The organism is Alishewanella sp. HL-SH05 (genome assembly GCF_052655985.1).
Genome location: NZ_CP199753.1, coordinates 3,809,468 through 3,822,647, shown reverse-complemented (window position 1 = coordinate 3,822,647; position 13,180 = coordinate 3,809,468). Strand labels below are relative to the sequence as shown.

Here is a 13,180-nt window from a genome sequence, read left to right as displayed (position 1 = left end):
TTTAACCTCCAATCGCTTCTGCCGGATCGACTTGAAGCGCCATTCTGATCGCCACCAGACTGGACAATACACAGATCAGCATTACCACAAAGAAACCGATAACAGAATCCAGCGGCAGCAGCAGAACATATTTGGGGAAAAGCGGGGCAGCAAAGGTTGCCGTGATTTTACCGACAATAAATCCGAGACCGCCGAGCACCAGTGCTTGCTGTAAGATCATCCAGGCGATAGTCCAGTTACGGGTGCCGATAAGCTTTAACACCGCTATTTCGCGGATTTTATCCATGGTCAGGGTGTAGATGATAAATGCAACGATTGCTGCACTGACTACCGCTAAAATCATCAGGAACATTGCTATCTGGCGTGCTGAGGTGGCAATAAGCTTACCGATGAGAATTTCTTCCATTTGCAGACGGGTATACACCGTCAGCCTGTTCCAGCGCCGGATGGATTCGGCGATGTCCTCAGCATCATAGCCGGGTTTAATGCGGACCAACACCGCATTGACGGAATGATTAACCAGCTGTGATTCCACTACGGACTCCAATAACCCCGGAGTCGCTGGCCGGTTAAACATCGGATTGTCGGCAGTCCGGCGCCGTTGCATTAAGATGGCATCATTGTCTTTCAAAAACTGTGCTTCCTGCGCATCCTTAAGCGGGATAAAAATCATCGGATCCCCGCCGGATGACACCATGCGCCGGGTTAGGCCAACCACGCGATAATAATTGCGGCGGATTTTTATTTCATCATCCAGCATAAACCCGGAAGCGATATCCGCAACAGCTTCATAATGACTGCGGATGATATGCCTGCCCGCCACAAGTTGCGGTGGCCAGCCGGCAGTACCGGGGCCATCCGGGGCAATACCAACCACCATGACCCGAACATCACGCTCACCTTTTTGTACCTGCATCGTCAGGTAGGTCACATTGGTGGCCTCAGATACACCCGGAATACCTCTGATCGCGCGCCACCAATCATCCGGCAAACTGGAAGATTCAGCATAAGGCCCTAAGGTATCCTTTTGCACGACCCAAAGCTCAGCACCGCTATTATCTAACAGCACACGACCATCATTAACCATACCCCGATAGACGCCTGCCATGATTAACGTTACGCCAATTAATAGCCCAAGTCCGGCACCGGTAAAAATAAATTTACCCCAGGAGTGCAGAATGTCCCGGCCAGCCAGGCTAATCAACGACCCGCTCCCGGTATCGCCTCAGTGACTTTGATTCTGCTGTTAAAACCGAGCGTTTTTTCACTATAAACGACGACCGAGTCGCCAATTTCTAAACCTTGCAGCACTTGCACATGACCAGCGAGATCGGTTCTCCCCAAAATTACCGGTACAAACTCTAAGTTATCATTATCCACTTTCCATACCCCGCGTTGTCCCTGTAATGAACGAATGGCGGCAATGGGGATACTTGGGCCCGGAGCTAAGGCGGGAAGTTTTACAGTGATTTCTGCTAATTCGCCTACTGACGGCAAAGGGAGAGGTGGCTGTGCAAAAATAATTTTGGCTAACATTTCTTCAGTCACCGCATCCGCCTTGGGTTCAACCCAAAGTACCGTGCCAGGCAAGGTTTGAGATTGCCGGGAGCGCAAGATAATCTCGGCTTGCAGTCCTGCGGTTAATCCCTCGGCGCTATGCTGATCAAACCGGGTATTAACCCATAAACTGGCCGGGTCAATGAGCTCGATAATGGTTTGCCCGGCTACCACGGTAGAGCCCGGCTCAGCGTTTCTTGCTGCCACCAGTCCGTCAGCTGAAGCAACGAGCTCCAGATTTTGTTGTTGTGCTATCAGGACCTGTTTTTCGGCGCGGAAGCGGGCAAGATCTGACAAACTGGCACTCAGGGTGGCACTGGCGATGGCCAGCTCCTGTTGTTTTGAGAGCAACATTTCTTCACTGGTTCCGCGGGTTAATATCAGTTGCTCATAGCGCCGCGCCTGAGTTTTGGCATACTCCTCTTTGGCCGCGGCTTGCACCACTGCTGCTTCAGCGGTTTTAATCGCAGCTTCCTGAGCCTGGATTTTCTGATCAAGGTCAATCGTATCCATCTCTCCCAGTACTTGTCCGGCATAGACGGTGTCTCCAACATTCACTTTGATGGAGCGGAGCTTACCGTTGATGATAGGGCCAATTTTATAGGTATAGCGAGCCTGAACGTTACCTATGCCGGTAAGTTCGGGTGTAATTGATCTGGATTCCACGGTGCTTAGCGTGACTGCAATGGGTGCGAGAGGCCCTGATCTTAAAGCGACGAAGAAAAATAAACCGACTAACGAACACAGCATTACGACCAGCAAAAGATGTTTAGTCTTTAAAGACGAGATGCTCATGTATTGTCTCCGATCCCGCGCTTATATATCGCAAACACACCGGCAGCATCACGATTAATAAGACTGATATCATCAGCAATAAGCGCCTGCATCACCAAGCCCTGGATAGAGCCAATAAAGAGAACTACCGCGCTCTGAATATCCAGCTCCGGAGGCAAGGCGCCGTGCGTCACGGCAGCCTTAAGCAGATGCGTGATCCTATCTTTATATCTAGCCAGTAAGCGTGTTGTCATTTTTTTGGGCAGTGTTGCTCCCGGACGTTGTAATTCGCCAAACAATAATCTTGGAACGCCCGGATGCTCTGTTACAAACTGGATATGTGTCATAAAGACTGCTTCAAGTGCGACTAACGGCGAAGACTTATTGTCGGCAGCCTGCTCAATTCTTAACAGCAAGCGCTCAGCTACCCAACCCATAACCGCTTCCAGAATACTGTCCTTGGTCGCGAAATGTCGAAATAGGGCCCCTTGCGTCAGTCCCATTTTTTTGGCGATTGCAGAGGTTGTGATATCACTGGGATTTTGTTCTGCGGCTAACCTCAAAACGGCGTCGACCGTTGCGGCCTTTCGCTCATCAGCGGGTAGGTGTTTGCGTGGTTCACTCATGGCGAATCCTTAAGATAGTAATCAATTACTATCTTAGTTGCTAATGCTAAGAATGCAAACTTAAATTTTAGGTTGTTCTAATTAAAGATGTCTTGAAATGTGAAAGTGCGGCTGACACTATAGCTGGACATTCCAAAGTGCATAGGCTTCAGTAGATGCAGTGCCGAACGGTAACCTATCGTATTGTGAAAAAGGTTCGTAAACACCGGCACTTTGTTTTTTTGCGTAATATTGCGTATTGAGATACAGCTCTGCAGCCTGAAAAATCAGTAACGTCTCTGGCTGCCACAGCAGCTCTGCATGAACTTTGTCAGCAGGAAGTAACGGCAGCTCCGTACCAATATCGCTAAGTTTACTGTTGATTTTGGTATAGTTTGCCTTAAGTTTGAGGCTATCAGTAAACTGCCATTGTGCCTCTATCTCACTGCCCCAGAGTTTAGCATCACCCTGCTTAAGCTGATGAATAGGTAGGCCAGATGGTGCATGCAGCTCTGCGGTCCTGGCTTGGTAGATATAGTCATCAATGGCGTTATGAAAGACAATAAATGAAACATTAACGCGCTGCGTAAAATAACGAATACCGACATCTTTGTTGAAAGAATATTCCTGCTCAAGCAAGGGGTTACCCTGCTGATAGGCTGCCACGCCGCCATGAACGCCCTTAGCATAAAGATCAAACACAGAAGGCGCCCGGAACCCCCTGGCCAGATGTGTGGTCGCTAACCAACTATCAGCAAATTGCCAGGTGAGTCCTAAAGAGCCACTTAATGCATTCCACTGACGCGAGTCGCTTTCACGCGTTGATTAAATCTGCTTGCTGCTTCATATGGTCGAAGCGTAAACCAATTTCCGTTACCCACCGTCCTGCTGATTGTCGTTCAAAGGCAAAAACGGAATAACTTTTGCTGTTAGCATCCGGAATCAGATTGCCCACATGGGTATATTGCTGCTTATTTACTACATCAATACCCAGTTCGCCTTGCCAACCACCTATCGCCTCATGCAATACTGAAAAGCGACCCTGATAACGATTAAGCTCAAGGCTCAAGTCAACGGTATCGTCATTGAGTGCCTGATAGGCAATACCGGTTCCTGCATCGCGCAGGTTTTGCTGCCAGCTTAAGCGTGATTTTATTAATAACACATCGTTAAATTGATAAGCGCTATCAAATAACACGTTGTGATTTTTCAGGAATTGGCCGGTGGGTTGACCGTTTTGTTGCAGATAATTCTGGTCATTCGACCAAAATGTATAGCGTAACGTGCTTTCAAATGTGTCATTAACAAAACCAATTGCAGAGGCTAAATCCCGTGCTTTGAAATCAGTAAAAGGGATCTCTCCGGAAAAAAGTGGGGCAGTACCGCTGTTGTTTGCAGGATAGGTTAGCACCTTAGGTGTTGCGAAGTTGTCCGCCTCGGTTTGACCTAATCCTAAATAGCCGCCCCAATTATTGTAGCTGGCATCGCCATCCAAATAGAGGCTACGCTGGTTGTTGTTCGAATGATATTGCGAAAAGAGCGTTGCGCGCTTTATTCCTGTCGAGCCTGAATCAAGCAGTAGAGGTCTGCTGATAACATTGACAACACCTCCCATCGCATCGGCGCCGTATAATACACTCATGGGACCTTTCACGACCTCAACCCTATCAGCTAAAACCGGATCAAGGTTAGGTGGGTGTCTCACGCCATATTGCTGATGATCCTGCGGGACTCCGTCTAAAAGAATACGGATCCGATCACCGCTAAGTCCTCTTAAAACCGGTTTGCCTGATTGAACACCCGTTGCAACGTTACTAACACCGGCCATTTTTTCTAAGCGTGCTCCTAAAGACAGTGACTGCATCCGAAAGCGCGTGACCAGCAATGTGTAAAGGATAATATCAGCGCCGGTACCAAATAAACTGGCACACATGCCACCTGAAATTAAGATCACCAACATCATCAGCAATTCACTGTACTGAGGCTTCCTCATTTTCGCTTGGCAGCCGCGATGTGATGCAAGACTGTACACCACGGCAAAGGCAGTTATTAGACTGAGGAATAGTGCTTGGATGATATAAACCGGTAAATTTTGCAAAGATTGCATCCCCAATATAAAACCAACGAAACAACAGGGGATCATCCATAACAACGGTTTAAAAATTTTGCGGTCTGTGGCTTGGCTTAAGATAAAAATACTGGCACTTGTCATGCCAATACTTTGGCGGCAAAGGCTTTGATGGTAAAGTCTGGAAGAATTTAATTTTGTTGAAGGTTCTGTATCGACGGAGTAAACATGGATTGTTTTAAAACGAATATCAGCTAACAAGGCAAAGTAGACATTCGTTTTTCCGAGAGAGCCTAAACTGAACAGCTGCTTCATCGCTCATAGCAGACGATCAAGTAACTGGATGAGTGCTGAAAATGGTATTTCCGTGAAAATGCAACGGGTGGTAATCAACCATTGATCGTGGTTGTAAATTCGGGTGCCGTTTTGCACCCCGCATAGTGCAGCAGCGTCTTCCAGAATTATGTAATGCAAAACGGGCGAAACCTACAACACAGTGTAAAATTTATTGAGTTGTTAATGTACCTACTCACTATGTGGAGAAGTAAATGCGATTTAAAAAGTACATATTCCTATTACTGTCCATGTTTTTGGTGAATTACTCAGTATTCTCAAAAGAATGGCGCAATATTCCCTACGTGAGCCACAATAGCGAGACCAAAGCTTACCTCATTGAGCGAGGAGTACTCGATATATACTGTCCGGAAGACAATGAAAAACGACCCGTTATTATCTGGTTCCACGGTGGCGGCTTAAGATCCGGCGAGAAAAATCTACCTCAAAGGCTATTAAATCAAGGCGTATGTGTTGTTTCACCGTAAGCGTAGCAGCAACCACACCTTGCGGTGTGGCTGCTGATCAGTAAGGCAGGAGCTGTTGCAATTGCTCGTGGGTATTGGCTTTTGGCAGCTCAGTGAGCAAGCGGCATAGATAATCATACGGCTCTAGGCCATTGATTTTAGCCGTTTCGACTAGGCTATACATTGCAGCACTGGCTTCTGCGCCCGTTTCAGTATTGGCAAACAGCCACGCCTTGCGTCCAATCACGAACGGTTTGACGGCGCGCTCAGCACGGTTGTTGTCGATATTAAGTCTACCATCGTCCAGATAGCGGATGAGCTTGGGCCACTGATTCAGGCTATACGTGATAGCGACTCCCAGTAAACTTTCTTTCGTGACACTCTCGCTTGATTTATCCAGCCAGCTTTTAAATTGTTCTAGCAGTGGTTTAGCTAGTGCTTGTCTGGCGTCATACTTCTTGTCAGGCGGTACGGTTTTTAATTTACTCTCCAGTGCATAGAGTTTCTGGATGTGGTTAAGGGCCACATCCGCTTTACCCGTTTTGCCTTTGCCCTGCGCTTTTTGGGCTTCGACGAACTTGCGTCGGGCATGCGCCCAGCAACCGACTAAGGTTGCGTCGGTTTTCTCATATCCGGCATAACCATCTACCTGCAGATAACCGTTAAAGCCGGATAAGAAGTCACAGGGATGTTTACTGCTGCGACTATCCTGATAATCAAACAGCACCAGTTTGGGGCCGGTACTTTTTTCTAAGCCACAGCCATATACCCACATGTAACAGGTGCTTTTCTCAACATCCAGCACATTGACGGTGGTTTCATCTGCCCACAGCACCGGCTGTTTAAGCAGCTCAGCTTTCATTAACGCCAGTAGCGGTTTAAGTTTATCTGCACAGGTTATCAGCCAACGACTCATCGTTTGACGACTAAGCTCAATGCCGGCTTCATTAAACAGTTTTTCTTGTCGGTAAAGTGGCATCCCATAGTGCATTTTGCTGCTGATGATTTGCGCCAGTAAACTTGGCGTGGCCATACTCTTAGGGATAACCGCAGGCGGTACATCGGCAATCTTAATGTCGACCTTAGTGCCATTGGTTTCACACTGCCGGCAGCTGTATTTCAACCGGACATTTCTCAGCACACGGATTTTCGCGGGCACGAACTCAATTTGCTCACTGACTTCTTCACCCATTTGATGCAGGGCATGGCCACAGCAGACACAGGTTTTATCGTCAATGTCATGGATAACGTCAACGCGGGGCAATTCAGGGGTAATACGCGGTCGGCGTGGCTTGGCGGCTTTCTCAGCGCTCTCGGTCGTCTGAGTGTCTGGCTCTGTCGCTACGGACTCGTCTTCAATAAGCTGTTCGGCCTCATTTAAGACTTCGCCTTCACCTTCGTAGGTCTCGCTGCTGGGGCTAAATTTCTGGTACTTCTTCAGGTTATAGCGCTCCAGCAATTGCTGCAGCTTATCCGACAGCTGCTGGTTAACCCGCTCTAGTTTAGCGATGCGTTTGTCTTTTTGCGCCAGTTTGCGCTCAAGCTTTTGCTCATGCTTGGCAAGTAGCGCTGTCTGCTCAAGCAGCATTTTCTTAAGCAGTTCAACGTCATCAGGTAGGGTGTCTGGTATCTTTTTCATGGCCGCTATTGTAACGGCCAATTTGGCTAAGTGCTTGGTAAGATTTAGATTGTTTTGGATGCGATCTACAGGATTTATAGCCGATCGGCATATCAACCCACACTCTGGTAATGCAGCGGCTGGTGCGCGGTGATTTTTTGAATATCGACACCTTGCAACAGCCAATGCCATTGCTGCTCGCTAATCGACAACACTTTACCTGGCATCTGCCTTGGCCAGCGGAATGTGTCTTTTTCAAGTCTCTTGTACCACAGACAAAACCCAGTGCTATCCCAGTACAGCACTTTTAACCGAGTACGCTGCCGATTGCAGAACACAAACAACGCGCCGCTAAATGGCGAGAGCTGCATCTCTTGCTCGACCAGCAACGATAAGCCATTAATGGATTTGCGAAAATCGACCGGCTGTTTATGCAAATAGACCTTAAGCACATCGAGGAACATTTTCATCATCAGAGCGCTCTGAGCAAGACGGCTAACCAGAGTGCATCCGTCCCTGCTGGAAGTTGCAATTCCATATCACGCTTGCGTAGCAGGATATGCCGGGCCAGTGGCGAGCTTTGTGGTGCTAATTCAATGAAACCGGTGTCATCATTCTGATGAGCCAACAACTGGCGTTTACGGAGATTGAAATAGGTCGGGATAATCCCTTGTCGTTTAGCAAATGCCGTTTGAGTGAGGCCACTTTGGGCTTGCTCAGCGAATAAGGCCAGCCATTGTTCTTTAGTGCGTTTCATGATGATTACCCTGATTATTTAAAGTGGCAGACAGGGTAATGTTGATCAGTTAGGATAGGAATGTGTGGTTGGCGTTACGCTTACGTTTCACCTAATTATCGCCTGTACCCGAAGGTTAAATCCCCAAGCTACATCGAGGATGCTGCTAGTGCGGTAGCTTGGGTTTATCACAATATTCAAGACTTCGGTGGTGATCCGAACAAAATCATTTTATCTGGTCACTCTGCAGGAGGTTACCTCGCGCTTATGGTCGGTATGGATATCCAGTGGCTTGCGAAGCATAATGTCAATGCAAACAAATTAGCTGCACTGGTCCCGTTTAGCGGCCATACTGTAACCCACTTTACCGTGAGAGAAGAACGAGGCATCAAAGGTGAGCAACCTGTTATAGACGCTTTCGCGCCTCTCTTCCATGTTCGAAAAGATGCACCTGCCATTACACTAATAACCGGTGATAGAGAGCTTGAGCTTCTTGGCCGTTACGAAGAGAACGCTTATTTTGAACGTATGATGAAAGTAAACGGTCACAAATCTACCCGAATTTTTGAACTGGATGGCTACGGACACGATATGGTAGAGCCAGCGTTACCGCTGCTGTTGCAAATTGCTAAAACATATGAATAGAGAGGCAACTAAATCGCTTAACAATTATCCCAAGTTATACTAAAGCTTTACCGTGAAAATCTATTAAAAGGGCTTTATTTTATTACTTGAATATCGCTACCTTTGAGTTATCACTAGTCTGCGTCAGCAGTTGTTCGCGGTACTGACTTGGTGTCATGCCCTCCAGCCGTTTAAAGAAAGTATTGAAAACCGATTTACTATTAAAACCTACCTCAAAATAAATATCGGTAATACTTTTCGCAGCAGGGCCTTGTTCAGCTAGAAGGAGCTTGGCTTCTGTTATCCGGTAGCGGTTGATATATTCGTAAAAATTTTGTTGGTAGCACTGTTTTATCGTCAGTGAAATCTTTTTCGGCGGATAACCTACCGCTTCAGCCAGTTTATCCAGGGTAATTTCAGGATTAGTATAAAATTTCCTCTGCAGCATCAGTTGCTCCAGTCGTTTTGCGACTTCCTGGTCAAAATGGGCTGAGTTTTCTTCTTTCGACTCAAACAATGGCTCTTCTCTGACGGGGGCCACTGTTACAAAAGAAGTGAAGCGTAAAAAAATCAGAATGTTCAGAGCAATGAAGTTTAGATAATAACTACTTAGTCCCACCACATTCAGCAAATCTAAATCAAAGTCGTTCGCAAGATAACCATATAGTTTTAAGCAGTTGAGTACAATATCGATGGTAAAAATCAAGAAAAAGGCAGTCAGCATAATTTTTAACCAGGCGACATCTGACGTTTTGGATTCAGCCTGCTCATGCCGTAATTGCTTACGATAATTCCACACCAGCAAAAAGCACCAGCCAACATAACCGATACGGATAAAGCGACCGAGCGTTTCGATATATAAATGCGGGCCGGAATACGCAATATGTTGCGACTCAATCAGCGTATGTTGCGTGGCATAGTCTTTCAGATAGAAATTCACCAGCATATGTAGCACATAAATACCCAGCGGCAGCAGGTGCCAGCTGGCAGCGGGCTTTAGCTGCACATCTTTATACAGCAGGGTGCGGACAAAAAAGTACAGTAAAGGCCCGTCCAGGTAGTAGGCAAAGCTAAATACAAAAAACCAGTCTGGTGAGCTTTCCAGTAGCCAAATGCGGAAGTGCGTGCCCCAGAACATCAATTCATGCAGCGGGATCAGGAAATGACAAAATAAAAATAACACCAGAAAGCGGTTGCTAAGGGAGGATTGCCCGGCCGCAGCAGTCAATAAACTAGCCAGCAATAAACATTCAAAGGCGGTTACCACCATCAACAGGTCATGGAAATTGAAAAGAATCGTGTCCATAAAAGCAGAAACCTGTCCGTTGAGGTGGTCGCAAAACACCTGAGCACTTTGGCTGTGCCAGAAATCGCTCGTCACTATGCCTTGAGTCATCTGATTCGGCAAGCAATTTTATTAACCATCTACTGATTCAAATCAAAAAGCAAAGTAAATATTAAGCAATTAAATCATGTGCTTATTTGAGTTCGACTTTATTCGAACTTACCGCAATACAATTTTTTTGCAGGTTTGACCTTATTCAAACGACAAAAATATTTCACTCCATTATGGTCAAAGTGACGTTAATGCATGTCTTTCACCATGCTAACGTTTACTACTGGTTCAAGGAGCATAATATAATGAAAAAGAATAAATTGCGTATGGCTATGCAGCAAATTCTCGGTATTGCTGTTGGTTTAAGTTTTATGCCAGCCATAGCGACAGCGCAAGACAGGGTAAACAATCAAACTGCCGAAGACACAATCGAAGTGATTACCGTTAAAGGTATTCGTCGTAGTATGGAAACGACCGTTGATATCAAGAAAAATGAAATCGGCGTAGTTGAAGCGGTTTCAGCAGAAGACATAGGAAAATTGCCGGATCAGAGCATCGCCGAATCTCTTACCCGGCTACCAGGTTTGGCTGGTCAACGGGTCAATGGTCGAGTCCAAGTGATCTCGATCCGAGGTCTGGCACCGGATTTTTCGACAACCACTCTTAACGGCAGGCAACAAGCCAGTGCCGGTGATAACCGGGCGGTAGAGTTCGACCAATATCCTTCAGAGCTAATCAATGGCGCGGTAGTCTACAAAACCTCTGATGTCGCTATCGCCGGAATGGGGTTATCCGGTACGGTTGACCTACGTACTATCCGGCCACTGGCGCATGGTGAACAGGCTATTGTATTTAACCTGCGCGGCGAAAAGAGTTCCTTTGATCAGATACACTCGGAAATCTCCCCCAATGGGTGGCGTGGCAGTGCATCTTATATCGATCAGTTTGCTGACAACACCATCGGTGTTGCAATTGGCTATGCGCACATGGATACACCAACGCAGGTTAAGCGCCACAAAGCCTGGGAGTGGAGCACTGTGGATCAGGCGCTGGAAGGCACCGCAAATGACGATGCGCTGGGGTTAGTCGGCCAGGAAGTAACCGCCGTGGCCCGCAGTCAAGTGCGCGACGGTATGATGGCAGTGTTCGAATACCGGCCAAATGACCAGTTCCACTCTGTATTGGATACGTATTACTCCAAATTTAAACAAGATGAGATAATGCGTAGCGCCATGTGGTTTTCAAACCAGTGGACGGGCGACGGCATGCAATTTTTGAATCCGACATTTGACAATTTTGGTGGCACCAAAGTGGTGAAAAGCGGTGTTGCCACTAACCTGCGCCCGGTATTGCTCAGCGGTAACAACACCCGTGACGATGAACTGAAAGCCATTGGTTGGAATACCCAATATAAACTGGACCGCTGGACGCTGGAAGCCGACTTATCCTATTCTGGCTCTGAGCGCGAAGAGCAGGTGCTTGAAGTCTATGCCGGTTTAATCCCTACGGGCAGTTTTGACAACATCGGTTTCGATATCAAGCCGCTGGGTTTCCCAACCTATACGCCGGGTATTGATTATGCCGACGTGAATAAAGTTCAGCTGAGCGATCCGGCCCCCTGGGGAGGTTGGGGACACGATGGCGCCATTCGCTTCCCGCATGTTAAAGAAGTAGTTCGTGCCGCTGAATTAACCGGCCGTTACGATCTGACCGACAGCGCGCTGGGTGAACACTTCAGTTCATTTGATGTTGGGGTTAACTACACCGAACGTAACAAAGACAAGGTCGTTGACGATAATGACCTGTTCCTGAAAAACGGCAGAGCGCCGGTCAAGGTCGATACGTCTTTACTGCTGCGTCCAACCTCGCTGGCCTATGCCGGTATTCCGGGGTTCCTGGCCTACGATATTATGGCAACGGTCGATCGTTACTATGATACCAAACCAATCCTGGATACCAACAGATGGAACAAAGCCTGGGCAGTAGAAGAAGAAGTGCTGACCAGCTTTATCCGCTTAAACCTGGATACCCAACTGTTTGGTCGTCCACTAAAAGGCAATATTGGTACCCAATTCGTCCAGACCGACCAGCTATCGCGCGGTTTCCTCGCCAGCGATTACCGGCCGGATAACCCGGCAACCCTGGTACAGGTTGAAGAGGGCGCCAGCTACAACGATGTGTTACCGGCGCTGAACCTGAGTTTGGAAGTACAGGACGATCAATTTGTCCGCCTCGGTTTAGGTAAAACCATGGCGCGGCCACGTATGGATGAAATGCGGGCCAATATCACCGCCGGTGTTGGCGTCGACAGCCGGCGCTGGAGCGGCAGTAGCGGTAACCCACAGTTAGAGCCATGGCGCGCGAAAGCCGTCGATTTAACCTATGAAGTCTATCTGGGGGGTAGCAGCTATGTTGCCGCCGGTGCTTTCTTCAAAAAGCTGGATAGCTATATCTACACCCAGAACTTTGATTTTGACTTCTCTAACGCACCGAATAACTCCAACGTTGAACCTGTTAGCCCGATCGGTAATATGAGCCGGCCGGCGAATGGGCAGGGCGGTAATATCCGTGGTCTGGAATTGAGTATGTCGCTGGATATGGGGCAGTTCTACCAACCGTTGCAGGGCTTTGGTTTTATCGGCAGTCAATCCTGGACTGACTCCGACATCAAACCAGATGGTCCATCCAGCGGCAACAAGCTGCCAGGCTTATCGGATCGGGTACGTGATCTGACCTTTTATTATGAAAACGACGGCCTGTCAGCCCGGATCAGCCAGCGTTACCGCTCAGCCTTCCGTGGCGAAGTGGTGCAATTATTTGCTACCCGCGGTTATACCGAGGTACTGGCAGATAAGCAGGTTGATGCCCAGTTAAGTTATAGCTTTGACGACGGACGCCTGGCCGGTTTAACGGTGTTATTCCAGGTCAATAACCTGACGAACTCACCCTACAGCACCCGGCTGAGCCTGCTGCAGGAAAATGGCGGTAACTTCCCTGAAGTTTACGAAGAATACGGCAGACAGTTCCTGTTTGGCGTCAGCTATAAACTTTAAGGGCCATAA

10 protein-coding genes and 1 pseudogene are annotated in these 13,180 nt (G+C 47.7%); 2 read left to right on the top strand and 9 right to left on the bottom strand.

Going from position 1 to position 13,180, the window contains the following annotated elements:
- Nucleotide 1 precedes the first annotated feature (1 nt).
- The 8 genes and pseudogenes from ACUJFL_RS17295 to tnpA all read right to left on the bottom strand — a co-directional run bounded on the left by ACUJFL_RS17295 (nt 2) and on the right by tnpA (nt 8,179).
- Nucleotides 2-1,204, bottom strand: a complete 1,203-nt coding sequence (locus ACUJFL_RS17295; RefSeq protein WP_445425642.1) for an ABC transporter permease — start codon at nt 1,202-1,204, stop codon at nt 2-4.
- The gene (locus ACUJFL_RS17290; RefSeq protein ID WP_445425641.1) at nt 1,201-2,352 is read right to left on the bottom strand and encodes an efflux RND transporter periplasmic adaptor subunit; all 1,152 of its coding nucleotides are present in this window, start codon (nt 2,350-2,352) and stop codon (nt 1,201-1,203) included. The genes ACUJFL_RS17295 and ACUJFL_RS17290 overlap by 4 nt, the downstream gene beginning before the upstream one ends.
- Nucleotides 2,349-2,957: a TetR/AcrR family transcriptional regulator gene (locus ACUJFL_RS17285; RefSeq protein WP_445425640.1), complete on the bottom strand. Its 609-nt coding sequence runs from the start codon at nt 2,955-2,957 to the stop codon at nt 2,349-2,351. The genes ACUJFL_RS17290 and ACUJFL_RS17285 overlap by 4 nt, the downstream gene beginning before the upstream one ends.
- A gap of 117 nt (nt 2,958-3,074) precedes the next feature.
- Nucleotides 3,075-3,734: pseudogene (locus tag ACUJFL_RS17280) on the bottom strand (TonB-dependent receptor plug domain-containing protein); the annotation flags it as partial.
- 16 nt (nt 3,735-3,750) lie between these two features.
- Nucleotides 3,751-5,319 (bottom strand): TSUP family transporter, encoded by a 1,569-nt coding sequence (locus tag ACUJFL_RS17275; protein ID WP_445428121.1) that lies wholly within the window; start codon nt 5,317-5,319, stop codon nt 3,751-3,753.
- A 543-nt stretch (nt 5,320-5,862) separates the two neighbouring features.
- Entirely contained in the window at nt 5,863-7,443 is a 1,581-nt protein-coding gene (gene tnpC / locus ACUJFL_RS17270) for an IS66 family transposase (protein WP_445428120.1), read from the bottom strand.
- Nucleotides 7,444-7,535: 92 nt separating this feature from the next.
- A complete protein-coding gene (gene tnpB / locus ACUJFL_RS17265) occupies nt 7,536-7,895 on the bottom strand; it encodes an IS66 family insertion sequence element accessory protein TnpB (RefSeq protein ID WP_445428119.1) in 360 nt (119 codons plus the stop codon).
- On the bottom strand, nt 7,895-8,179 hold the full coding sequence (gene tnpA, locus ACUJFL_RS17260) for an IS66 family insertion sequence element accessory protein TnpA (RefSeq protein WP_445428118.1): 285 nt from the start codon (nt 8,177-8,179) through the stop codon (nt 7,895-7,897). The genes tnpB and tnpA overlap by 1 nt, the downstream gene beginning before the upstream one ends.
- A 60-nt stretch (nt 8,180-8,239) precedes the next feature.
- On the opposite strand from tnpA, the gene ACUJFL_RS17255 reads away from it, so the two are divergent.
- Nucleotides 8,240-8,803, top strand: coding sequence for an alpha/beta hydrolase (locus tag ACUJFL_RS17255; protein WP_445428117.1), 564 nt, complete (start codon nt 8,240-8,242; stop codon nt 8,801-8,803).
- A gap of 82 nt (nt 8,804-8,885) precedes the next feature.
- Here the strand turns inward: ACUJFL_RS17255 and ACUJFL_RS17250 are convergent, their stop codons facing one another.
- Entirely contained in the window at nt 8,886-10,178 is a 1,293-nt protein-coding gene (locus ACUJFL_RS17250; protein ID WP_445428116.1) for a helix-turn-helix domain-containing protein, read from the bottom strand.
- Nucleotides 10,179-10,423: 245 nt separating this feature from the next.
- On the opposite strand from ACUJFL_RS17250, the gene ACUJFL_RS17245 reads away from it, so the two are divergent.
- Nucleotides 10,424-13,171 (top strand): TonB-dependent receptor, encoded by a 2,748-nt coding sequence (locus ACUJFL_RS17245; protein ID WP_445425636.1) that lies wholly within the window; start codon nt 10,424-10,426, stop codon nt 13,169-13,171.
- Nucleotides 13,172-13,180: the final 9 nt, after the last annotated feature.